Consider the following 23,709-nt stretch of genomic DNA (forward strand, 5'->3'; position numbering starts at 1 on the left):
GGATGACCACCACCGAGACCTCCGCCGTGCACATCCGGGGCCTGTCCAAGACCTTCGGCGAACGCACGGTCCTCGACCACCTCGACCTCGACGTCCGGCCCGGCGAGTTCGTCGCCCTGCTCGGCCGCAGCGGCTGCGGGAAGAGCACACTGCTGCGGATCCTCGCGGGCCTCGACGCCGAAATCGACGGGCTCGTCACCGTTCCCCGCAGGCACGCGGTGGCGTTCCAGGCGCCGCGGCTGATGCCATGGAAACGTGTGTGGCAGAACGTCGTCCTCGGCCTGCCGGGCCGTCCCGACCGCGAACTCGCACAGCGGTATCTCGACGAGGTCGGGCTGTCGGCGAAGACGAAGGTCTGGCCGAAGACGCTGTCCGGCGGTGAGGCGCAGCGTGTGTCGCTGGCGCGGGCGCTGGTCCGGGAGCCGGACCTGCTGCTGCTCGACGAGCCGTTCGGCGCCCTCGACGCGCTGACCCGCGTCAAGGCGCAACAGCTGGTCGCCGAGCTGTGGACCCGGCACGAATGCGCCGTCCTGCTCGTCACCCACGACGTCGAAGAAGCGCTGCTGCTGGCCGACCGTGTCCTCGTGATGGACAACGGCGTCATCGCGCACGAGGTGTCCGTCGACCTGCCCCGGCCGCGTGAGGTCGGCCATCCGGCGCTCGTCGGGCTGCGCACCGAACTGCTCGGCCGCCTCGGCGTCCACGCCTGAAGACCCAACACCTTCTAGGAGTTCCATGTTCAGCAGACGGATTTCCGCGGTACTCGCCACGGCGGCGGCAGCGGTGCTCCTGGCCGCCTGCGGCAGTTCCGCCACGGCCTCCTCCGGCGGTCAGGTCACGCTCACCCTCGGCGATCAGGCCAACGGCTTGCAAACACTCATGAAAGCCGCCGGCGCCCTCGACGGGACGTCGTACCAGGTGAAATGGGCCGAGTTCCAAGGCGCCGCGCCACTGTTCCAGGCGATGCAGGGCGGCGCGGTGGACACCGGGTCCGCCGCCGACCTGCCCACCCTGGCCGCGATCAGCGGCAAGCTCCCGATCAAGCTCGTCGAGGCTTTGCAGACCTCCGGCGCGGGGACGGTCATCCTGGTGCGCGGGGATTCGGCGGTCAAGACGGTCGCCGACCTCAAGGGCAAGACGGTCGTGGTGTCCTCCGCCCGCGGCAGCATCGCCGAGTACCTGCTCGCGGCGGCGTTGCAACAGGCCGGGTTGAAGTACTCCGACGTCACCGTGCAGTATGTGCTGCCGGCAGCGGCGCAGGCCGCGTTCAACTCGGGCCAGACCCCGATCTGGGCGACCTTCGACCCGTACGGTTCGATCTCGCTGAAGTCCGGCGCGCGCGTCCTCGTCGACGGCCAAAACGGCCGGGTCAGCGGCATCGGCTTCATCTCGGCCGCGGAGTCCTCGCTGAGCGATCCCGGCAAGAAGGCGGCGATCGCGGACTTCCTCAACCGGCTCGCGAAAGCCGAAGCGTGGGCGAGCGCCAACCAAGCCGCGTACGCGAAGGTCTACGCCCAGACCAACAAGGTCGACCCCGAGGTCGCCACACAGGTCGTCGCGCACGGCGCTTCCGTGGCCGGCCCGGTCTCGCCAGACGTAGTGACGAAGGTCCAGGCCGTCTCGGACCTGATGCACCAGATCGGTTCGCTACCCGCTGACGTCCAAGTCGCCTCGGTGACCGACACCAGCGTCTACCAGCCGGGAAAGAGCTGACCATGCCCGTCGAATTCATCAGTGCGGTCAACGCAAATCAGGCTTCGGACGTCAACCCGGCCGGAACGGGCTTCGACGTCGAGTACGCCCGCAAGTACGCCCACGCGCTCGACGACGGCGGTTTCGACTACACGCTCGTCGCCTACCACTCGTCCTGGGTGGACTCCAACCAGCTGGCGCAGTTCGTCGCGGCGAACACCGAGCGGATCAAGCCGATGCTCGCCCACCGGCCCGGCGTGGTCTTCCCGACCAACGCCGCACGCACGTTCGCCACGCTCGACCAGATCAGCGCCGGGCGCTTGGCGATCCACATCATCTCCGGCGGCAACGACAGCGAGCAGCACCGTGAAGGCGACTACCTGACCAAGACCGAGCGCTACGAGCGGTCCGACGAGTACATCCAGATCCTGCGCCGTGCCTGGCACGAGCCGGAACCGTTCTCCCACGAGGGAAAGCACTACCGGTTCGAGGACTTCCGCTCCGACGTCCGCCCGTTCCAGCCGACCATCCCGATCTCCGTCGGCGGCTCGTCCGCGGACGCCTACCGGGTCGGCGGGCAGCAGGGTGACATCTTCGGCCTGTGGGGCGAGCCGCTCGCCGAGACCGCCGAGCAGATCGCCTCGGTCAACACCATCGCCGACGCCGCGGGCCGCCCGCGGCCGAGGATCTGGGTGTCGTTCCGGCCGATCATCGCCGAGACCGACGAGCTCGCCTGGGAAAAGGCCTACCGGACGCTGGACCGGGTCCAAGCCGTCCGGCCCACGCGGGTGCGTTCCTCGCACTACCCGGCGGGCACCCGGCCGGCCAACGTCGGCTCGCAGCGACTGCTCGACGTCGCCGCCCGTGGCGAGCTGCACGACCGTGCACTGTGGACACCGCTGGTCACCGCGACCAACGCGGCGGGCAGCTCGACCGCGTTGGTCGGCAGCTACGAAACCGTCGCGGCGGCCTTGCTGGACTACGTCGACATCGGCTGCGAACTGCTGTCCGTCCGCGGCTACGACCCGCTCAACGACGCCATCGACCTCGGGCGCAACGTCCTGCCGCTGGTCCGCCAGGAACTAGCCCACCGCGCCCAAGCCGCCTAAGAAGAAGGGAGAACCCGATGACGGTCGAATTCGTCGGCATGATCGGCGCCAGCTACTACAGCGAGGACAAGGCGCACAGCGGTCCCGCGATCGATCAGGCCTACCTCAAGAAGTTCGCGCGCGCCTACGACGAGGGCGGCTTCGACTGGACACTGGTCCCCTACGGCTCGGCGTCGCCGGAGTCCAACCAGCTCGCGGCGGCGGTGCTCAGCCGTACCGAGCGCCTGAAGGTGATGCTCGCGCACCGGCCGGGCGTGACGTTCCCGACGAACACCGCCCGCGCGTTCGCGACGCTGGACCAGCTCTCCGAGGGCCGCCTCGGCATCCACTTCCTCGCCGGCGGGAACGACGCTGAGCAACGTCGTGAGGGCGACTACCTGGGCAAGGACGAACGCTACGAGCGGGCCGGCGAGTACATCCGCATCCTGCGTCGCGCGTGGGCCAGCTCGGAGCCCTTCAGCCACGAAGGGAAGTACTACCAGTTCGAGAACTACTCCTCCTCGGTACTCCCGGTCGATCGCGGGCTCACTGTGTCGGTCGGTGGTTCGTCGGACGCCGCGTACCAGTTGGGTGGAGCCGAAGGCGACGTGTTCGGCCTGTGGGGCGAGCCGCTCGCCGAAACCGCCGAGCAGATCGCGTCCGTCAACGGCTACGCCGATACCGCGGGCCGCCCGCGGCCGCGGATCTGGGTGTCGTTCCGGCCGATCATCGCCGCCACCGACGAACTCGCCTGGGAACGTGCCGAGCGGATCCTCGGCGGTATCAAGGACAACTTCACCGCGCGGACGCCGGTGGCCGCGGGACCGCAGAACGTCGGCTCCCAGCGACTTCTCGCCGTCGCCGAGAAAGGCGAACGGCACGACCGTGCATTGTGGACACCTACCGCGTCGGCCACCGGCGGCGCCGGGAGCTCCACGGCACTGGTCGGCAGCTACGAAACCGTCGCGGCGGCGCTGCTCGACTACGTCGACATCGGCTGCGAACTGCTGTCCGTCCGCGGCTACGACCCGCTCAACGACGCCATCGACCTCGGCCGGTACGTCCTGCCGCTGGTCCGCCAAGAACTCGCCCACCGCACCCAAGCCGCCTGAGGGGCCTCCGATGTCCAGAGCTCGCGTCCGTGTCCTGCTCGCCGTCGCCGCGTTGATCGCGACCGCGTCGGCGTGTAGCGCCCAGTCCGACGCGAGCCCGACCACCGGCGATCTCTCGTCCGTCACGCTGCGGGTGGGCGCGACCGGCTGGGCGACCGCGCAGGCCGCTTTGCAGGTCGCCGGTCTGGACAAGACGCCGTACCAGGTCCAGTGGCCGGTGTTCTCCGGCGGTGACAAGCAACTGCAGGCCCTGCAGGGCGGCGCGCTCGACCTCACCGAGAGCAGTGAGATCCCGCCGATCTTCGCCGCCGCGGCCGGCAACGCGAAGTTCAAGGTCGTCGCCGTGCAGCAGGCCAACACCCTGCTGCAGGAGGTCGTCGTCGGCCCCGGTTCGGCGCTCACCTCCGTCGCGCAGCTCAAGGGCAAGAAGGTCGGGTACGTCCAGAACACCACCGCGCAGTACTTCCTCGACAAGCTCCTGATCCAGTCCGGTCTCAAGTGGACGGACATCACCGCGGCGCCGCTGAGCCCGAGCGACGGGGTCACCGCACTGCACAGCGGCGCGATCGACGCTCTGGCCAGCTACGGGAACTCGATCATCGCGGTGCGCCAGAACGGCGGCCGGACCATCGGCGACGGTAAGGACATCCTGTCCGGGAACTTCCCGTGGGAGGCGTCGACCGCGACCATCGCCGACCCGGCGAAACGGGCCGCGACGGTCGATCTGCTGGCTCGGATCAACCAGTCGTACGCCTTCATCCGCAACGGCCACGAGCAGCAGTTCGCCCAGAAAACGGCCACCGCCACCCACGAATCGGTGGACCAGGCGCTGAGCCAGCTTCAGTCAGGCGAGGCGCAACGCCCCACCACGCTGGTGGCGACCAGCCCGTCGGCGATCTCCTCGCAGCAGGCCGTCGCGGACGTGTTCACCGAGCTCAAGGTCCTGCCCGGCAAGCTCGATGTCGCCACGTTCTGGACCGACGCCCTCAACACCGACCTAGCCACCGCGCTGGCGAAGCAGGAGCGCTCATGACACCCGACGACGTGTTCTTCTCAGCGGAGGAGAAATGACCCAGCTCACCGCGCTGCGCCCGCCGCGGCTGGCGTCCTTGGCCGACGTCACGGCGACCCTGGCCAGGACAGCGCCGCACTACGACCGCACCGGGGACTTCCCGGCCGCCGCGATCGCGGCCGTGCACGAGGCCAGCTTGCTCACCGCGTCGATCGGCACCGGGTTCGGGGGCGCGGGAATCGGCATCGCCGACCAGTCCCGCGTGCTCGCGGCACTCGGCGAGGGTGACCCGTCGGTGGCGCTGATCAGCGCGATGACCCTGCTCACTCACGCCAGGCAGGCGCGGAACCCGTCCTGGCCGGCCGAGCTGTACGCCGCTGTGCTCGCGGAGTCCGCGGAGCACCCGACTCTGCTCAACGCGGTCCGAGTGGAACCGGAACTCGGATCGCCCGCCCGAGGCGGACTGCCCGCGACACGGGCTCGCCGCACGTCGACCGGTTGGTCGATCACCGGCCACAAACGGTTCGCCACCGGCGCGGAGGGGCTGAGCTACTTCCTCGTGTGGGCCGCCACCGACGAGCCCGTACCCCGCGTGGGCACCTTCGCCGTGCCAGGTGGGAGCCCGGGCATCGAGGTCCGACGGGCGTGGAACCAGCTGGGCATGCGGGCCAGCGGCAGCCACGACGTGCTCTTCACCGACGTCGAAATCCCCGACACCCACCTCATCGAGGCGACGGAAAAGGGCGCGAAGGCCGAGCAGGACAACCTGGCCATCGGGGCAATCGCGCTGCCGCTGGCGTCGCTGTATCTCGGAGTCGGCCGAGCCGCGCAGAAGTACTTCCACCGCTTCGCCCACGAGCGCGTCCCGGCGAACCTCGGCCGGCCTGTGTCCACCACCGACCGGTTCCAGCAGGCCGCCGGGGAGATCGAGGTGCTCCTTTCCGGCTCCGAGGAGCTGCTGTTCGGCCTGGCCGAACGGTTCGACCGCGGCGAGCCCGTCGGTGCGACGCGGGCGCTCGGCGCTCGAACGCTGTCCGACCGCCACGTGCTCGACGCGGTCCGGATCGCGCTGCGCCTGCTCGGCAATCCCGGGCTGAGCCAGGACAACCCCCTCGAACGCCACTTCCGCGACATCCAGTCCGCCGGGGTCCACGCGCCGCAGGAGGACACCGCGCTGCTGACGATCGGCCGTGCCGTCCTCGGAACCCGCCGATGACCGACGAGCTCGTCGCGCGGCTCGGCCGGGTGCTCGCGGCCGACCAAGTGCGTACGGACCCCGACTTCCTGCGCGGCCATCGGCACGACCGGTCCGGCTGGGAGCCCGACGGCCTCCCGTCGGTAGTGGTGTTCCCCGCGACCACCGCCGAGGTCCAAGCCGTCCTGCGGATCGCGGACGGGCTGAGGGCCCCGGTGGTCGTCCGCGGGGCAGGCACCGGACTCGCCGGAGCGGCGACCGCGACCAGCGGGGAACTCGTGCTGTCCACCACGCGCCTGGACGCCATCACGGACATCTCACCGATCGACCAGACGGCGGTCGTGCAGCCCGGTGTGCTCACCGCGGACCTCGACCGTGCGGCGGCCGCCCACGGGCTTCGCTACGCACCTGACCCGGGCAGCGTCGAGATCTCGACTATCGGCGGGAACATCGCGACCAACGCCGGCGGTCTGCGGTGCGCCAAGTACGGCGTCACCCGGGACTCCGTGTTCGGGCTGGAAGTCGTCCTCGCCGACGGATCGCTGATCACCACGGGACAGCGAACTGTCAAGGGCGTCACCGGGTACGACCTGACCGGGCTGTTCGTCGGCTCGGAAGGCACGCTCGGCGTGGTCACGAGCGCGACCGTGCGGCTGCGCCCGATCCCGGTCGCCACCGCCACCGTCGCCGCCTTCTTCGACTCTGTCGAACTCGCCGCCGAGGCGAGCATCGCGATCACTCGCGCCCGGATCCAGCCCGCGGTGGCCGAACTGCTCGACGCCACCGTGCTCGCCGCCGTCGACGCCGCACAGGGCACCGACCTGCGGGTCCGCGGCGCCGCGCTCCTGTTGACGCAGACCGACGGCACCGGCGCGATGGCCGAGGCCGAAGCGGTCCGTGCGGCCATCGCGGACCTCGCGAGCACGGTGTCGATCACCGACGACCCGGTTGTCGCCGATGAACTGGTGGCGGTGCGGCGGCTCGCCCTGCCGTCGCTGGAGAAGCAGGGCCGGGTGCTCATCGAGGACATCGCCGTACCCCGGTCACGGCTCGCCGAAGCGGTCGCCGCCGTCACCAAGATCGCCGACCGCCACCAAGTCACCGTCGCCACCCTCGCGCACGCCGGAGACGGCAACCTGCACCCGATCTTCGTGTTCGACCGCGCCGAGCGCGCCGTGCCCGCACCCGTGTGGGCCGCCGCCGGTGAGGTGTTCGCCCTGGCCTTGCGCTTGGGCGGCACTCTCACCGGCGAGCACGGTGTCGGCGTCCTCAAGCGGCAGTGGGTCGCCGAGGAACTCGGCGAGGACAACCTGGCGCTACAGCACGGCCTCAAGCGCCTGTTCGACCCGCACGGAACACTCAACCCGGGCAAGGCGCTGTGAAAAATTCCCCACCTAGCCGAGCCGCACGGTGCCCGGGCCGACGACGAGGCGAAGGCAATCGTTCGGTAAAAACTTAGCCTTACCTATCTGAGGCTGCACATCGACACGGCCGAGACCTCGACCACCGCCTACGACACCTGACGATCAACCCGTCCACCGGGCTGATCACCGGAAGCCCGGACGAAGAAGGCGTTGGTATTGCCTGGGTGGCGGTGCTCAGGTACAGCAGGCCCTTGACGTTGGGGTTGTCGGCGGGATTGAGAGTGAACGTGGTGCCATTGGCGATCAAGCTGTGCTTGACCGTACCGAAAGCGCCGTTCAGGACCGGGTTGGTCGCGTCGGAGATGCCGAGCAGTTCGGTCGCCGACGGGTGTACCGGGATGATCCGGAACCCGTGTGCCTGCAATACCGCGGGCACCCCGTGGGCGGCCTTGTCCGGGTCGCGGCTCAGTCCCACGACGGCAATGGTCTTGGCCCCGGCGAGTATCTCTTCGGCGGTCCTGCTCATTCCGTGTCCAACACCTGCGTCAGCGGCGGATACCTGGTGCGCGGGGTGGACGAGCCGCTCGAGCATGTCGCGGCAGGCCGGGGCATCTGGTTCCTGGCCCGTTCGGCGACCGTGTTCTACTCACATCCGGACGTCAGCTATGTGCCCGTCACGGATCTGGCGCCCGCCCAGGTATGCCTCGCGGTGGCGGCATCGCGCACGTCGCCGGTGGTCGACGACTTCCTCTCCGCGGCTCAGGAGACGGCCGAGATCACGGCAGAATGCGGAAACTATAAGATGTGCGCCTCTTGAAGCCGTCAAAGACATTGTCGATCAATTCCGCCATACAATTCCGCTTTTCGATCCGGCTGCACAAATACAACGTCGCCGCACAGACGTTCGTCCGGCAGACCATCCCCTCGGACACAGACTTGACACAAGAGACAGCGGCTACCCTAGCCTCGATCTTTCATGGGGTTGTGGGGTTGGCTGGAAGTTCGCGCTGTGGCTCCGTTGTGGGCGGAAACCGTGGTGTGGGCGTGGTTGTGGGCCGGCTGTCGCGTCGGCGGGCGGGTTCCGAGGGTCCTTGGTCGTGGGGGCAGAAGGTGCGGGTCAGTCTGGCCAGGGCGCTGTGCGCAGCCGGGTGAAGGCGTTCGCGAGGTGTTCGGCCCAGGGCCAGTCGCGGTCGAGGTGCAGGGTGTGTTTGCGTATACCTCAGCCCGATCGATCTGGACCGACTCGGGCAAGTGCTCGCACCCACTCCGCGCCGCCTGACACGCAGGGTGCGCGACGTTGATCGCATCGACCAGAGCAACCCGATCCACTCCCGCCTCGATCGCAGCCTGAAGCCGCCTCACTTCGACTCGGCATCCTTCAACCGCTTCTGCGCCGCCGAGCGACGATCGTCCGAGCGACCGGGCAAAGCCACTCGCGAAGCCTCGGCATCACGACGCCCTCACGCAGATTGACCGTCTTCGAGTGCCCACCCAACAGCGCAGATCGTGACTCCAGTGTCCGCGCGATACACCGGTAATAGACCCCCATCCCCTTTCCGGAAACCTGCCCTTCAGCGAACTACCGCGCGAGCCACAGATTCGCTGTCGGACGCGACCACCGGCCAACGCCGCGATCTCCTTCTAAAGTCGTGCGTTGCCTGACAGGACGCCGTCCATGGCTTGAAAGGTTCCGGTAAGGAACCACCGGTCACGATCTCGCCAGGTGACAAACCCCCAGACACGAAGGACATCATGACGAAACGGATAAGTCCGCTGCGCATGCTCGCTCTGGCAACGGGCGCGGTGGCGATGACGCTGATGGTCGCCGCGTGCGGGTCGGGCTCCACCACGGCCGCCGGCGGAACGCCGGCGGCCATACCCTCCAGCCACGACATGTCCGCCCCGCCGGCCCCGGCGGCGCAACCGCTCCGGCCCGGCGAGCGGTTCCTCAACCTGAGCGTGCCGCAGCCCTACACGCCGTCCGCGCCCAGCGGTGGCACCGACGAGTATCGCTGCCTGATCGTCGATCCACACCTGACCAAGACAGCGTTCCTGACCGGAACCCAGTTCCAGCCCCAGAACGCGCCCATCGTGCACCACGCCATCGTCTTCGCGATCCCGCCCGAGCAGGCGGCAGCGGCCCGCGCGAAAGATGCCGCGTCGCCGGGTCAAGGCTGGACCTGCTTCGGCAACGACGGCTTGGGCGGCAACCAGCGGTCGGCGTGGGTCGACACCTGGACCCCGGGTAACTCCGAGACAATCCTCAGCCAGGACGTCGGATTCCCCTTGCAGCAGGGCAGCCTGCTGATCCTTCAGGTGCACTACAACCTGCTCGCCACCGACGGCCACTCTGCCGGGTCGGACCAGTCCAGTGTCCGGTTGCGCCTGACCGACGGCACACCGGCCACCAAGCCGCTGGACACCTTGCCGTTGCAGGGACCGATCGAACTGCCCTGCGCCAGTGGCGAGACCGGTCCGCTGTGCGACCGCGCCACCGCGGTGGCCGACGTCGCTCATCGCTTCGGCCCCGAAGTCGGCGCCACAGAAGCGAAGCTGGTGAACGAATGTGGAAATGGCACACCGGTGCCCGGAAACACCCAGCACTGCGACGTACCGGTACCGGCACCCATGACGGTGTATGCGGCGATGGGACACATGCACCTGCTCGGACGCTCGATCAAGGTGGAACTCAACCCCGGCACCGCCAAGGCCACCACCCTGCTCGATGTCCCGGCATTCAACTTCGACGATCAGAAGGTCCGGCCGCTGCCCGCCCCCATCGACGTCAATCCCGGAGACATGCTACGGGTCACCTGCACCCACGACGCCACCCTGCGCGGACAACTCCCGGAACTGAAGAAGCTCCCGCCGCGCTACGTGGTCTGGGGAGACGGCACCAGTGACGAAATGTGCCTCGGCCTGTTGACCGTGTCAGCCAGGAAGTAACGCGGGCGATTGCGAGGGCTTCGGGTCGTGTGGAGGCTCGGCGAATGAGCTCGCCGAGCCTCCATCCGGTCCTTTTTCTTTTCGTACCAGGGAAAGGGTGTTCTTCGTGATGTCTTCCACCGCCTTCGGCCGTAGAGTCGCCCAGTTGTGGTCGCCTGCGTTGGCACTGCTGCCGCTACGCGCTTTTCTCGGTATCACCTTTGTGTACGCCGGGCTCTCCAAGATCCTCGATCCGCACTATCTGGACGACGCCTCGCCGCTCGGCGTCCACGCCCAGATGCTGCACGCCGCCTCGACCTCCCCGATCGGCGCTCTGGTGTCGACAAGTGCCGACTATTCGACCGTCACGGGGCTGGCTATCGCCTTCGGTGAGGTGGCGGTCGGGCTGGGCGCGCTGCTGGGACTGTTCACCCGGGTAGCGGCCCTCGGCGGCATCATGCTCGCGCTCAGCTTCTTCCTGACGGTGAGCTGGACGACCAGGCCGTACTACTACGGGGCTGACCTCGGTTTCGCCTTCGCCTGGACCCCGCTGTTGATCGCGGGCGATGGCGGGGTGTTCTCGGTGACGACCCGGCTGCGTGCGGCAGTGCGCCGTCGGCTGGATCTCACGCTCGATGAAGGCGCGACCGGACAGGACGAAGTCGAGCGACGCACCCTGCTTCGGGCGGGCCTCATCTCGGCGGCGGTCGCCGCGGTCGGTGTCGCCGCGGGCAGCGCTCTGGCGCTCGCGCGGCGCCCGAGGAACGCCAGCCACCCGCCGGCTGCCACGCCGGGCGCCGCGACCGTGATCGCTGCCGCCGCCGACGTCGCCGTCGGATCATCAAAAAGCTTCACCGCGCCGAACGGCACCCCCGCCTATCTGCTGCACCCGGCGGCAGACACCTTCATGGCGTTCAACGCCGCCTGCACCCACCAGGGCTGCCCGGTCTCCTACACCGGGCCTGGTTTTCGGTGCCCCTGTCATGGCTCGACCTTTGACCAGAACGGCCAGGTGACCGGAGGGCCGGCGAACGCACCGCTGAAGAAGGTCCCGGTGAAGGTCGTCAACGGACAGGTCACCATCACCTGATTTGCCGGTTCCACCTCGAATACATGCGCTGACCACTTGCGTAAGCGGGGCGAAAGCGGGGTTTTCCTACGCTTCGCGCTGACCTGATGGACAAGGCCTAGGAGAACGCCGTGGAGTTGCTGAATAGATGGGTGGCCAGGCACCGGGTGCTGGTCGGGCTGATGTGGTTGGCGATCACGATCGTGGGGGTGGTGCTGGCGCCATCCGTTTCGGGACGGTTGGTGAGCGGCACCAGCCTCAGCAGTCCGGCATACACGGCCAACCAGCAGATCGCGGCACAATACGGTGGTGCCGCGTCGAATCCGGCCGTGGTGGTGATCGATCTTCCCGCTGGAACGACCGTCGACTCGCCGGGAGTGCATGCTCAACTGCAGGGCCTCGACGCGGGCATCGCGAAGGCCGTGCCCCAGCTGCGGGAGATCTCCTACGCCGCGACAGCCAATCCCGCCCTGATCGGGAAGGGCGGTACGAGCACGATCCTGCTGGCGTATCCGCCGAAAGCAGGCGCTGAGGTCCCGCCAGAGGTACTGGACCAGCTCAACAGTGCCGCCACTACCGCTGTTCCCGGCGCGACGGTGCACAGCACCAGCCTGCAAGCTCTCGCGTCCGGCGGCGCCGCCCAGCACAATTCGAGCGTGCTGGCCGAACTACTGATCGGCGCTCTCGGCGCGTTGCTCGTGCTGGCGTGGGTGTTCGCGTCATTCCTGGCGCTGCTGCCACTGATCATGGCGCTGGTCTCGGTGCTGACCATGCAGTTGTTCATTTACGCGCTGACGTACATCATCCCGTCGAGCCAGCCGTTCAATCCCGCCGTCCAGTACATCGTCGCGTTGCTGGGTCTGGGCCTGTCGATCGACTACGCGCTGCTGATCGTGAATCGCTGGCGTGAGGAACGTGCCGCGGGCAAGTCCAACACCGAGGCGGTGGCGGCCGCGATGAGCCGGGCCGGACACGCGGTCATGTTCAGCGGCATCACCGCGTCACTCGGGCTGTTCGCCTTGATCGCGATTCCGGTGTCGCTCGTGCGCGGTATCGGTATCGCCGGCCTGTTCATTCCGTCCACGGCCATGCTGGTGGCGTTGACGCTGCTGCCGATGGTGCTGTCCGCGGTCGGGCCGGCGCTGGACCGGCCCCGGCGCAAATCCAGTGGGAACGCGAGCCGGTTCTGGACCTGGTGGTCACACCGAGTGATCCGGCACCGGGTCGCCGCCACCCTGCTCGGCCTGGGGATTCTGGGCGGTCTGGCCGGGGTCGCGACGACGATCAACGTGGCGCAGCCGACGGCCTCGGCGGTCGCGAACACCAGCACCTACGCCGACGGGTTGCACGCGCTGGAGGCCGACGGATTCCCGAGCGGCACGCTGACGACCATCCCGGTCGTGGTGCCCTCGGCGGCGAACGCGAACTCAGTGGCCACCTCGCTGGCGGGCTTGTCCAGCGTGCACGGCGCCATCACCGCGGCCGGCCCGGCGTGGCAGCAGGGCGGCGGCGCGCTGGTGATGGTCCTGCCGACCACCGAAACGGCCACCGCACAGGGCGGATCGGCGCTGAACGACGTCCGCCACACCGTGACCGCCGGTGCACAGGTCGGCGGAGACGGCGCGCAGCAGGTTGACGAAGTGAACGCCACCTACGGCGCTTTCCCGCTGATGTTCGGGCTGGTGGCGATCGTGACGTTCCTGTTGCTGGCCCGCGGATTGAAGTCGATCCTGTTGCCCGCCAAGGCAGTACTGCTCAACGCGGTGTCGGTGGCGGCGACGTTCGGCGTCGTGGTCATCATGTGGCAGCACGGTGTCGGCACCAACCTGTTGTGGGGCGTGTCGGCGACCGGCTCGGTCGACACGTTCGTGCCGATGCTGATGTTCGGGTTCCTGTTCGGCATCTCGATGGACTACGAGGTGTTCATCCTGGCCCGGATGCGTGAGGGCTACGACCGCACCGGCTCGACCAGGGAAGGGATCATCGAGGGGGTGTCGCGGACCGGCAGGCTGGTGACCAGCGCCGCGCTGATCCTGTTCTTCGCGCTCGCCTCGCTGACCAGCGCCAGTGACCCGACGGTCCGTCAGCTCGCGTCCGGGATGGCCGCCGGGGTCCTGCTCGACGCGGTCGTGGTGCGGATGTTGCTGCTACCGGCGATGGTGTCACTGTTCGGCAAGGCGAACTGGTGGATGCCGGAGTGGGCTGCACGGTTGCTCCGGTTGCCCACCGACGCGCCGAAGCCGGCCGAACCCGAGAGGATTGCCGTGACAGCCGGAAAGGATTGAGTCCATGCGGGTACTGGTGGTCGAGGACGAGCAGGCGATGGTCGAGGCCCTGACCTGGGGCCTGGAAGCCGAGGGTTACGTGGTGGATGTCGCCACCAACGGCGAGGACGGTCTCTGGAAGGCCGTGGAGACTTCCCCTGCCGTGATCATTCTCGACGTCATGCTGCCCGTCCTCGACGGATACCAGGTCTGCCGCCGGCTGCGGGCACAGGGCGTATGGACGCCGGTGCTTATGCTCACCGCGATGGACGACGACCTGGACATGGCCGAAGGCCTGGACACCGGAGCCGACGACTACCTGGCCAAGCCCTTCGCCTACCCGGTGCTGCTCGCCCGGCTCCGCGCCCTGACCCGGCGCGGGCTGGGGGTGCGGCCGGCGGTGCTCACCGCCGCCGGCCTCACCCTCGACCCGGCCGCGCGCACGGCGTCCCGGGATGGCGTCCCCCTCGACCTGACCAGCCGCGAGGTATCCGTCCTCCAGCACCTCATGCTCCACAAGGGACAAGTCGTGTCCAAGACGGAACTGCTCGAGCACTGCTGGGATCCCGCCTACGAAGGCGGCCCAGCGGTGGTGGAGGTGCTGATCCACCGGTTACGCCGCAAGATCGACCCGCCGGAGGGCCGCCCGGCCATCCAGACGATGCGAGGAGAGGGCTATCGCCTCGGGGACGGCCATGAAATTTAGCCGGCGGACGCTGCGGACCCGCGTCACCCTCACCGCCAGCGTCGCGACCGCCGTCGCCATCACCGGGGGCATCGCACTGCTCTACCTCCAGCAGATCCACACGGTGCGGCAGACGATGGACAGCCAGCTCCGCACCTACGTCACCCAGATCGCGCTCGCCTCGCCGACGGGCGACTGGCCCAGCTCGCTACCGGATTCGACGGTGGCGCCGTCCGCCCAAGCTCAGGTCATCGGCGCCGACGGCACGGTGTTGTCCGCCACCCGCGGACTTACCGGTGTCCCCGCCACCTTCGCGCTCCCACCGGGTTCGGACACGCCGATCCGGCTGAAGGGCGCCGATGGAGTCATCCCCGATGACGTCCAGGTGATCGGGCTGCACGAAACGGTCAACGGGCACCCGGTCACGATCATCGCGGGCGTCCCGACCGGCATTCTCACCAACCTCCGCGCGCAGTTCACCAACGAGCTGCTGTTCGGGTTCCCGATCGTCCTCGTCATCGCGGCCGCCGCCGTGTGGATCCTCGTCGGCCGCACGCTGAAACCGGTGGAGCGGATCCGCCACGCCGTCACCGACATCACCTCCGCGGACCTGTCCCGCCGGGTGCCCGAGCCGGGTACCCCGGACGAGATCGGGCACCTCGCCGAAACCATGAACCGGATGCTCGACCGGCTGGAGGACTCGGCCCGCAGTCAGCGCCGGTTCGTCGCGGACGCCTCCCATGAACTGCGCAGCCCGCTCGCCGCGATCCGCACCACCCTCGAGGTGGCGCTGGCGCATTCCGACCGGGCGGAATGGCCGGTCGTCGCCGGACGGGCTGTCGACCAGACGATCCGGCTGGAACGACTCACCCAGGATCTGTTGCTACTGGCCAAAACCGACGCCGGCGCGATGCTCGGCCGCCGACAGGTGGTGAATGCCGGCGATCTGGTCCGAGAGGTGGTCGCCAGCACGGTGACGGGTGCCGTCACCGTCGGCCTCGACCTCGCCGCGAACCTGCGCGTGCTGGGCAATCAGGCCGATCTCACCCGTTCGTTCCGCAACGTGCTCGACAACGCCGTCCGCTACGCCGAGACCACAGTCGATGTCACGGTCGAATCCGACACCGAAGGGGTCCGCATCGACGTCGTCGACGATGGACCCGGTGTCGCCGCCGAGGATCGCGACCGGGTCTTCGATCGGTTCGTCCGGCTCGATGCCAGCCGTGATCGGGCCAGCGGCAACAGCGGTCTCGGCCTGGCGATCGCGCGCGAGATCGTCTCCGCCCACCATGGCCGGATCTGGTTCGCCGACGTCGACGCCGACCGACCCGGTGCGCACCTGGTCATCCGGCTGCCACGCGCCGAGGCGGAGACTCGCGTTGACAGCGAAGGGAGGCCGTGATGAACTCTGCTATAGCAAACAGCGTGTTCGGCATGTTTTGTAGCTTCACGGCGAAGGAGGGAAACCGCGTGCAGTCGGCTTCGGAATATCCGCTCACGACCGGCCCGTCGCTGGCGGACCAGGCGTACACGGCCCTCCGGAAGAGCATCACCGACGGCGTGTTCGTGCCGGGACAGCGCCTGACCGAGCGTGCGCTGGCCACGCTGCTGGGAGTCAGCCCGACGCCCGTCCGCGAAGCCATCTCTCGCCTGGAACACGAGCGGCTGCTGCACCGCGACGGGCGCGCGCTGACCGTGGCGGCGCCGACCGTGGAGCAACTCCGCGAGCTGGTGTACGTCGAGGCGGCGCTACGCGGGGTCGCCGCGCGCATCGCGGCCGTGCGGGCATCCGACCGCGAGCTGGCCGAGATCGCGGCTCTCCACACCCAGGCCCAGAGCGTACAAAACGAGGGCAGGACCGTGGAGTACATCGCGACGGACACCCTCACCCTGACCCGGCAATTCCACGCGAAGATCGATGAAACCGCCGGCAATCCCATGCTCATCGACATGATCGCCACGGCGAAGGCGTTCGACTGGAGCATTCGACTGCGGGCCGCGACCACGCTCGGCAGCCGATATCCCGCGCAAGCGGGCCATCGCGATCACCAGGAAATCCTCGAGGCGCTCCAGGAACGCGACGCCGATCGGGCTGAGCGGCTCGCGCGCGCCGACGCTATCCGTGGCGGCGAGCGGTTCCTCGCCTTCGCCGAACAAGAAACGTCAACCACGACCTGAGGACCAACCGGTCCCCGACTGGCAATTTTTCCGACCACCAATGCTATAGCAAACACTAAATATCGAAAGGTATCGATCATGAGGTTGCAACGAAGCAAACCTGCCGGAATCGCCCTCGCGGTCGTCGTGGCCGCGACGCTGAGCGCCTGCTCGTCCGTGGGTAGTGGCCCTGCGGCAAACACGTCTTCGGCCGCCGCCGCACCGGTCCCGATCGCCAGCCTCGTGGACCAGGCGAAATCGGAAAAGGGGCTGGTGATGTACACGAACGCGCCGGTCCCGTATCTGCAACCGGTCATCGACGCGTTCACCAAGCAGTACCCGGGAATCTCCGTGCAGCCGACGAATCTGAGCGACAACGTCGTGTTCTCCAAGTACGAGGCCGAAGCCGCACAGGGCGCCCGCACGGCGGATCTGGTGATAGCCAGCGCCCCGGCATCGTGGATGCAGGCGGAACAGAACGGCGTGACGGCCGGCGTCACCCCGCTCGGTCTGGAGAATTTCCCCGCCGCCACCAACCAGGGGCACGGGGTGTACGTGATGTCGCCGGAGCCGATCCTCGAGGCCTACAACACCAAACTGCTCACGCAGGCGCAGGTGCCCACCAGCTACGCGCAGCTCGCGGCGTACGCCAAGGCCGACCCGGCCAAATACCCACTGGTGTCCTACCCGATCGACAACCCGCTGGACTACGCGGCGGTGTACGGGTTGATCCACGTCCTCGGCGCCGACAAGACGTGGAGCTACATCGACGCGATGGCGCCGAACACCAAGACCTACAACGAGGGCCTCGACGGCTTGCAGCAGGTGCTCCAGGGCGGCGCTTCGGTCGGCTACATCGCCTCCGGCCTGAGCCAGGGCGTGATGCCGAAGTACAAGGGCCTCGCCGCCTACCTGTTCATGAAGGACGCTACGCCGCTGGTGCCCAGGGGCATCGCGGTGACGGCGAAGGCGTCCAGCCCCGCCTCGGCCCAGCTGTTCCTGGACTTCCTGTACAGCAAGCCGGGACAGGACGCGCTGTGCGCGGGAGGTTTCGAAGCGTCGATGAACAACTACCAGCCGGCCGCCGGTTGCACGGCGTCGCTTACGCAGCTGACGACTCAGGTCGCGGCGTCAACCGTCTACACCGTGCCGATCAACCAGGACGTACTCGATCAGCAGGCCTCGATCACCAAGCGCTGGAACCAGGCGTTCCACCGCTGAGTCACGTACCCAGTCCAGAGTCGGGAGCAAGTGGATGATCTCGGAAACCCTGTCCACGCCGGCATCGCGCACACGACGGCGATGGTGGCCCGCGAGTGCGGGCCAGGCCGCCGTGTGGATCATCGTCGTCGTGCTGGTCGTCGGACCGCTCGTTCCGCTGATCTACTCGTCGTTGCGGAGCAAGCCCTACTACCTGCCGGGCGGGGTTTTCACCCTCGACGGTTACCGAGTTCTGTTCGCCCAGCCCGCTTTCTGGCGCGCGGTGGGGAACACCCTGCAGTTCGCAGTGGGCACCACCGTACTGGCCGTGATCGCCGGCGCGACTCTGGCTGTCCTATGTGGACGAACGAATATGCCGGGCCGGGGCCTCTACGCGAAGCTGATCATGGCACCGATCGTGATTCCGCCGCTCGGCCTGATCGTCGGCTGGGTGGCGATCTACGGCCAGTCCGGGTACCTGACCAGCCTGCTCGGCCGGAACCTGCACCTGCCGGTGTGGGACCTGTCCTCCATCCCCGGCATGGTCGTGCTCGGCGCGGCGGTGACCGTCCCGATCGCCTTCCTGACCTGCCGGGCCGCGCTCGAGGGCACCGACTCCTCGCTCGAGGACGCCGCCCGCGCCGCGGGAGCGAGTCCTGCGCGGGTCATCACGCGGATCACGCTGCCGTTGCTGCGGCCCGCGATCCTGAACTGCGCGGTGCTGATTTTCGCGTTGTCGCTCGAAGTGCTCGGCATTCCGCTGTTCCTGGGACCGCCGGCCCACATCGACTTCTACGCGAGCTACCTGTACGGCTCTTGGGCCAACAGCATCACCCCCGACCCGCCTTTCGTCAGCGCTGGTGCCGTACTCCTGCTGCTGGTCGTCTCGGCACTGCTGGTGGTGAGGGGTCGCCTGCTGGGGGCCGAACAGAGGTTCATCTCCGCCGGCTCCCGTGGCGGCGGCTCCTACCGGCCGCTGGACCTCCGGCGCTGTCGTCGTCCACTGTCCATTGTAGTCGGAGTGTTCATCGCGATCACCAGTGGAATCCCGCTTCTCGGCCTGCTGTTGATGTCCAGCGTGACGACTCTGACCACACTTCAGCCACCGTGGCAGTTGTTCACCACCGCCAACTGGACCCAGATAGCCACCGACCCCACTTTCCGGCGCGCCATCACCAACAGCCTGCTGATCGCGCTGATCGGCGGCGCCGCGACAGTGCTGCTCGTGGCCGTCGCCACCCTGGTCGCTCACCGGTCCCGGTTCCGACTGCGGGCGACGATCGCCCCGTTGCTCGTCTACCCCCGGGCGATCCCCGGCATCATCCTGGGCATCGGCTTCTTCTGGGCGTATCTGATGCTGAGCCCGGGTTCCTTGGTGCGCAACAACATCTGGGGTGAACTGATCGCGCTGTCGGTTCGCAACATCACCCTCGCCTACGTCGTGATCTACCCCAGCCTGGCCCGGCTCAACACCGACTTCGACCGAGCCGCCCGCGCCACCGGGGCGGGCTGGTGGACCATCGCGCGCGGCATCCTGCTGCCGATCCTGCGGCCGGCGATGATCGCCGCCTTCGTGCTGATGTTCGTCACCCTGCTCAATGACTACGACCCGGTGGTGTTCCTGCAGAAGCCCGGCACCGAAGTCATCGGGGTGACCATGCTCCAGGAATGGCAGCGAGGTGTGGTCGGTCCTGTCGCGGCACTGGCTGTCGTCCAGGTCGCCATCGTCGCCGCTGTGCTCGCCGTCGGCGGGCGAGCGCTAAGGAGATCCCGTCATGCCTGAAATCCAGGTCGCAAATCTTGTCAAGTCGTTTGGTACCACCATGGTTCTCGACGATATCACCTTTACCGTGCGAGACAAGGAGTTCGTGACCTTGCTCGGCCCGTCCGGCTGCGGAAAGACCACGACCTTGATGTCCATCGCCGGGTTCCAGTCGCCCGACTCCGGGGTGATCCGCTGCGGCGATGACACCTTCGTCGACACCCTCGCCCACGTCGACCGGCCCGCCGAGCAACGCAATCTCGGCATCGTTTTCCAGTCGTACGCGATCTGGCCGCATCTCACCGTGGCGGGCAATGTCGCATTCCCGCTCAAAGTCCGCAGGCAGCCCAAACGCACCATTGCCGCCCGGGTGGCCGAGGTGCTGGATCTGGTCGAGCTGAGCGCGTACGCCGACCGCTATCCCTACCAGCTCTCCGGCGGACAGCAGCAACGCGTGGCGCTCGCCCGCGCCCTCGCGTACTCCCCCGGTGTGCTGCTACTGGACGAGCCGTTCTCCAACCTGGACGCGAAACTGCGCGAGCGGGCCCGTGCCTGGTTGAAGAACCTGCAGACCAGCCTCGGCCTGACCACCGTGTTCGTCACCCATGACCAGGACGAGGCGCTGTCGATGAGCGACCGCATTCTGGTGATGAACGACGGTCACATCCTGTGCGACGGGACCCCGGAGGCAGTCTACCGCGAGCCCGCCGACCGGTTCGCCGCCGAGTTCCTCGGCCAGTGCAACTTCCTCACCGGGGTCGTCGGCACCAGCCCGCTCGGCGAATGCCTTGTGCGTACTCCGGAATTCCCCAACGGCATCGCGATCCGTGGTCAACGGCCCGCGCCCGACGGCGAGAAAGCCACCGTCGCGGTGCGACCGGAGGACATCGCCCTGACGCACAAACCGTCCACTGGCGGCGGTCCGGACGCGACCGTCGTCGACACCTCTTATCTCGGCGACCACTACCAGTGCCGGATCGCGCTCGGTGGCATCGAGCTGATCGTCCACAGCAGAACCCGACCGGCCACGGACACCGCACTGTGGGTGGACATCCCGCCCGCCGTCGCCACCGTCGTGACCTGATTCCCCGAACCCCGAAGGACTTCACGTGACCGCTCCCCTAGCCCCGGCCGAAACGCAGGTCCGGGTGATCTTCCCGGCAGGCATGCTCGGCGCCGGCTTCCCGCCCGAGACGATCGACCGCGGTGTCGCGCTCGGCGCGGACGCCATCGCCGTCGACGGCGGCTCGACCGACTCGGGCCCTTACTACCTCGGGACCGGGACCGCCAAAACCGCCCGCGCCGCCGTCGAGCGCGACCTGCGTATCCTGCTCGTGGCAGCCAGGAAAGCCGATATTCCCCTGATCGTGACGTCGTGCGGAACGGCAGGCACCGACAGCGGGGTCGACTGGGTGGCCGACATCGTCCGCGCCATCGCCAAGCAGGAACGCCTCGCATTCCGGCTCGCAACGATCTACAGCGAACTGACCCAGGAAGCTATGCTCGCCGCTCTCGAAGCGGACCGGATCAAGCCACTGCCTCCGCTCGGCCCACTTCAACCGGACACTCTTCGGTCCTGCGCGCACATCGTCGGACTCATGGGCCACGAACCGATCGCCGACGCACTCGCCGCCGGTGCGCATGTCGTGCTCACCGGGCGGGCGACCGACACCTCGTCGGTCGCCGCCGTCGCCTTGAGGCGCGGTCTGCCGGCCGGCCCGGCCTGGCATGCCGCCAAGACCGTCGAATGCGGCGGGCAATGCAGCACCGATCCCCGCAGTGGCGGTGTCCTGGTCGAGATCGACCAGGATGGCTTCACGGTGGAGTCTCTCGATCCGCACGCCGCGTGCACCCCGACTTCCGTTGCCGCGCACATGATCTACGAGAACGTCGACCCGTTCCGGATGCGCGAGCCGTCCGGAACCCTCGACACGGGCGACGCCACGTATGTCGCGCTCGACGACCGTCGCGTCCGCGTCGAGTCCTCCCGGTTCCACCCCGCCGAGCAGCACACCATCAAACTGGAGGGCGCCGCGCTCGCCGGCTACGAAACCATGTCGTTCGTCGGCATCCGCGACCCAGCCATCCTGCGCGATCTGCCGACCTGGCTGGACACCCTCGACACGGTCCTCGTCGAACGAGTGCGTGCACTACTCGACCTGGAGGCGTCCGCCTACAGCATCCAAGTGCGTTGCTACGGCGACAATGCGGTCCTCGGCTCGCTGGAACCGGACGTCACGCCGCCTCGGGAAGTCGGCGTGATGCTGCTGGTTCGCGCCGGGGAGCAGGCCCTCGCCACCGCGATCGCGAAGATCGCCAACCCGCTGCTGCTGCATTTGCCGTTGCCAGGAATGGATCACCTGCCCAGCTTCGCCTTCCTGACGTCACCCGCCGAAACGGAGCGAGGAGCGGTCTACGAGTTCACTCTCAACCACGCCGTGGATACGACCAGCCCAACCGAATTGTTCCGCACCGAGTACAGCGAGGTCACCCTTGATTGAGCGCAACCACACCGTCGGCGACCAGGCCGCACTGATCCGCACGAAGAACGCCGGGCCGTTCTGGATGACCATCGACATCTTCTTCGCCACCGACGCCGCGTACCAGTACGTCGCCGAGTCCGGCGCGCTGACCGAAAACGCCGTCGCGCGCCTGTACCAGACAGACCCCGCCGCTGTCCTGCTCTACCGGCTACCCGCGATCCGGGTGATCAAGGCGTCGTTCCCCCGGCCGGTCGTGCAAGGCAGCTTCGCCGATCGGGACATGCACTCGGGCCAGCAGCACGTCCCTGTCGCCGGCCTCGTCGTCCCGGCACCGCGGGCTCAACCGGCATAAGCCCCCAAAGCTTCGGTCCGCGCTCCAACCTGCTCCGCGCTGACAGGTCGTTAGCTGCGCACAAACGCCGCAGAAGCTGTACCTCCGTGAACCCCTCGACCGAAACGATCGCCGGGGTCTCCTGCTGTTCAAGGTCTCGGTCGACGGACGTTCGAGGGCCCGTTGCCGCTGCGTAGGTGTCCGCGGCCGGGCGAGCTTCGAGGTCCTAGCCCAACATCTCTGCCCAGGCCCACGCGTTGGAGGTGTACTCCTCGCGCAGGCGCTCGTGCAGGTACCGGAGGTCGGGGGCGCTACTGGCTGAACGGGCTGGATGCCGTGCGGCGTCCCATCCGGACGACGCTAATTAGCCCGAATCGAACCATCCGAGCCGCATCGGCCCAGCTGATCTTGAGCGCCATCAGCATCTCGGAAAGCGATCGCGGAGTCAGTCACCTTCGCGACACCCTCCCACTGCTGCCCCAGGCTATTGAGCAACAAGGCGATCCCAGCCCGCTGATCGGGGGAACAGCCTTCCAGCAACGCCTGGTCGAGCGCCCGGGCGCGACGGTTCACCTCGAGGTGCGCTGCCTTGCCTGCCTCGGTAAGTGAGATCAGCTTGCGGCGAGCGTCGCGCGAAGACGGCGCGCGGGCGATGAGCCCGCGCCGCTCCATGCGGCGACAGACGTCGGCCATCGTCGAGGTGTCGAGAGCGACAGCAGAAGCCAGTGACGTCTGGTCGGCATCCGGATAGGTGAGGACCGCACAGAGCACCGCGAACTGGGGCCCCGTCAGCACGGCGTCGACATACCGCGACCAGGCGGCCAGGTACGCCTGGTAAAGACGTCGGACGCCGTAGCCGGGCGCGGCAACCAGGTCCGGAGGTACCGCCAACTGGGCAGGTCGCCTGGCCGAGTCCTTTGCCGCCCGAGCTCCCGCCATGTCGTTCACAGCCTGCAGCCGACCGGGGTCATCGATGAAGAATACGTTACCGGTCTTGGGTGCCCGGATCATACGTGCTCGAATGAATTTCTCAAGGCGATCGGGTTCATCCAGCAGGCCGGCGGCTGAGGGGTCGAGCTCCTTGTGTTCCCCGAGGTCTTCGTTCCCGGCTACCCGTACTGGATCGAGTGCTTCCCACGCTTGGAGCAGGTCGCGGCCAACGCGCAGTACACCCGCGCCTCGGTCGAGGTCCCCGGCCCGGAGATCGATCGAGTCCGGGCCGCTTGCGCCAGCGGCGGCGTTCAGGTCGCCCCGAACTTCGCGCACCGGGCGTCTGCGGCCGCATGACAACGTCGATCCCCACGGATTGGGACAGTCCGGTGAGCGAGCTGCAGCACGGCTGACCACGCCACAACAGATGCTCGGCACAG

General features: G+C 68.0%; 21 protein-coding genes and 1 pseudogene. 20 read left to right on the plus strand and 2 right to left on the minus strand.

Annotated features, from left to right (window positions below):
• The first annotated feature begins 2 nt into the window (after window positions 1-2).
• Genes JWQ81_RS38140 through JWQ81_RS38170 form a run of 7 tightly spaced genes read left to right on the plus strand, consistent with a single transcriptional unit; the run spans window position 3 to window position 7,481 of the window.
• Complete coding sequence (locus tag JWQ81_RS38140) at window positions 3-710, plus strand: ABC transporter ATP-binding protein (RefSeq protein ID WP_297549500.1); 708 nt, start codon at window positions 3-5, stop codon at window positions 708-710.
• Window positions 711-735: 25 nt separating this feature from the next.
• Window positions 736-1,713, plus strand: coding sequence for an ABC transporter substrate-binding protein (locus tag JWQ81_RS38145; RefSeq protein WP_297549502.1), 978 nt, complete (start codon window positions 736-738; stop codon window positions 1,711-1,713).
• Between the two features lie 2 nt (window positions 1,714-1,715).
• Entirely contained in the window at window positions 1,716-2,801 is a 1,086-nt protein-coding gene (locus JWQ81_RS38150) for an LLM class flavin-dependent oxidoreductase (RefSeq protein WP_297549504.1), read from the plus strand.
• Window positions 2,802-2,818: 17 nt separating this feature from the next.
• Entirely contained in the window at window positions 2,819-3,892 is a 1,074-nt protein-coding gene (locus JWQ81_RS38155; RefSeq protein ID WP_297549506.1) for an LLM class flavin-dependent oxidoreductase, read from the plus strand.
• Between the two features lie 10 nt (window positions 3,893-3,902).
• Window positions 3,903-4,925, plus strand: a complete 1,023-nt coding sequence (locus tag JWQ81_RS38160; RefSeq protein ID WP_297549508.1) for an ABC transporter substrate-binding protein — start codon at window positions 3,903-3,905, stop codon at window positions 4,923-4,925.
• Window positions 4,926-4,959: 34 nt separating this feature from the next.
• Window positions 4,960-6,120 carry an acyl-CoA dehydrogenase family protein gene (locus JWQ81_RS38165; RefSeq protein ID WP_297549510.1) on the plus strand — a complete coding sequence of 387 codons (1,161 nt, stop codon included), beginning with the start codon at window positions 4,960-4,962 and terminating at the stop codon, window positions 6,118-6,120.
• Window positions 6,117-7,481: an FAD-linked oxidase C-terminal domain-containing protein gene (locus JWQ81_RS38170; RefSeq protein WP_297549512.1), complete on the plus strand. Its 1,365-nt coding sequence runs from the start codon at window positions 6,117-6,119 to the stop codon at window positions 7,479-7,481. Before JWQ81_RS38165 ends, JWQ81_RS38170 begins: the two co-directional genes overlap by 4 nt.
• Window positions 7,482-7,560: 79 nt before the next feature.
• Here JWQ81_RS38170 and JWQ81_RS38175 read toward each other — a convergent pair whose 3' ends face one another.
• Window positions 7,561-7,989: a CoA-binding protein gene (locus JWQ81_RS38175; RefSeq protein WP_297549514.1), complete on the minus strand. Its 429-nt coding sequence runs from the start codon at window positions 7,987-7,989 to the stop codon at window positions 7,561-7,563.
• 3 nt (window positions 7,990-7,992) lie between these two features.
• On the opposite strand from JWQ81_RS38175, the gene JWQ81_RS38180 reads away from it, so the two are divergent.
• From JWQ81_RS38180 to JWQ81_RS38235, 12 genes are all read left to right on the plus strand, one after another.
• Window positions 7,993-8,280, plus strand: coding sequence for a hypothetical protein (locus JWQ81_RS38180; RefSeq protein WP_297549516.1), 288 nt, complete (start codon window positions 7,993-7,995; stop codon window positions 8,278-8,280).
• 935 nt (window positions 8,281-9,215) lie between these two features.
• Window positions 9,216-10,409, plus strand: coding sequence for a hypothetical protein (locus JWQ81_RS38185; protein ID WP_297549518.1), 1,194 nt, complete (start codon window positions 9,216-9,218; stop codon window positions 10,407-10,409).
• A 109-nt stretch (window positions 10,410-10,518) separates the two neighbouring features.
• Window positions 10,519-11,478 carry a Rieske 2Fe-2S domain-containing protein gene (locus tag JWQ81_RS38190; RefSeq protein WP_297549520.1) on the plus strand — a complete coding sequence of 320 codons (960 nt, stop codon included), beginning with the start codon at window positions 10,519-10,521 and terminating at the stop codon, window positions 11,476-11,478.
• Window positions 11,479-11,588: 110 nt separating this feature from the next.
• A complete protein-coding gene (locus JWQ81_RS38195) occupies window positions 11,589-13,742 on the plus strand; it encodes an MMPL family transporter (RefSeq protein ID WP_297549522.1) in 2,154 nt (717 codons plus the stop codon).
• A 4-nt stretch (window positions 13,743-13,746) separates the two neighbouring features.
• Window positions 13,747-14,427 carry a response regulator transcription factor gene (locus JWQ81_RS38200; protein ID WP_297549524.1) on the plus strand — a complete coding sequence of 227 codons (681 nt, stop codon included), beginning with the start codon at window positions 13,747-13,749 and terminating at the stop codon, window positions 14,425-14,427.
• The gene (locus JWQ81_RS38205; protein ID WP_297549526.1) at window positions 14,417-15,808 is read left to right on the plus strand and encodes an ATP-binding protein; all 1,392 of its coding nucleotides are present in this window, start codon (window positions 14,417-14,419) and stop codon (window positions 15,806-15,808) included. Before JWQ81_RS38200 ends, JWQ81_RS38205 begins: the two co-directional genes overlap by 11 nt.
• Window positions 15,809-15,840: 32 nt before the next feature.
• On the plus strand, window positions 15,841-16,584 hold the full coding sequence (locus tag JWQ81_RS38210; protein WP_297549558.1) for a GntR family transcriptional regulator: 744 nt from the start codon (window positions 15,841-15,843) through the stop codon (window positions 16,582-16,584).
• 78 nt (window positions 16,585-16,662) lie between these two features.
• Window positions 16,663-17,784, plus strand: a complete 1,122-nt coding sequence (locus tag JWQ81_RS38215) for an ABC transporter substrate-binding protein (RefSeq protein ID WP_297549528.1) — start codon at window positions 16,663-16,665, stop codon at window positions 17,782-17,784.
• A 34-nt stretch (window positions 17,785-17,818) separates the two neighbouring features.
• The gene (locus tag JWQ81_RS38220; protein ID WP_297549530.1) at window positions 17,819-19,546 is read left to right on the plus strand and encodes an iron ABC transporter permease; all 1,728 of its coding nucleotides are present in this window, start codon (window positions 17,819-17,821) and stop codon (window positions 19,544-19,546) included.
• The gene (locus JWQ81_RS38225; protein ID WP_297549532.1) at window positions 19,539-20,609 is read left to right on the plus strand and encodes an ABC transporter ATP-binding protein; all 1,071 of its coding nucleotides are present in this window, start codon (window positions 19,539-19,541) and stop codon (window positions 20,607-20,609) included. Before JWQ81_RS38220 ends, JWQ81_RS38225 begins: the two co-directional genes overlap by 8 nt.
• A gap of 25 nt (window positions 20,610-20,634) precedes the next feature.
• The gene (locus tag JWQ81_RS38230) at window positions 20,635-22,026 is read left to right on the plus strand and encodes an acyclic terpene utilization AtuA family protein (RefSeq protein WP_297549534.1); all 1,392 of its coding nucleotides are present in this window, start codon (window positions 20,635-20,637) and stop codon (window positions 22,024-22,026) included.
• Window positions 22,019-22,360 (plus strand): DUF4387 domain-containing protein, encoded by a 342-nt coding sequence (locus JWQ81_RS38235; protein ID WP_297549535.1) that lies wholly within the window; start codon window positions 22,019-22,021, stop codon window positions 22,358-22,360. Before JWQ81_RS38230 ends, JWQ81_RS38235 begins: the two co-directional genes overlap by 8 nt.
• Before the next feature lie 339 nt (window positions 22,361-22,699).
• On the opposite strand, the gene JWQ81_RS38240 is transcribed toward JWQ81_RS38235, so the two are convergent.
• Window positions 22,700-23,278 (minus strand): MarR family winged helix-turn-helix transcriptional regulator, encoded by a 579-nt coding sequence (locus JWQ81_RS38240; RefSeq protein WP_297549560.1) that lies wholly within the window; start codon window positions 23,276-23,278, stop codon window positions 22,700-22,702.
• A 141-nt stretch (window positions 23,279-23,419) separates the two neighbouring features.
• Between JWQ81_RS38240 and JWQ81_RS38245 the strand changes: the two are divergent.
• Window positions 23,420-23,626 (plus strand): annotated as a pseudogene (locus JWQ81_RS38245) (hypothetical protein); the annotation flags it as partial.
• Window positions 23,627-23,709 lie beyond the last annotated feature (83 nt).

This window comes from Amycolatopsis sp., from assembly GCF_025464955.1.
Taxonomy (GTDB): Bacteria; Actinomycetota; Actinomycetes; order Mycobacteriales; family Pseudonocardiaceae; genus Amycolatopsis.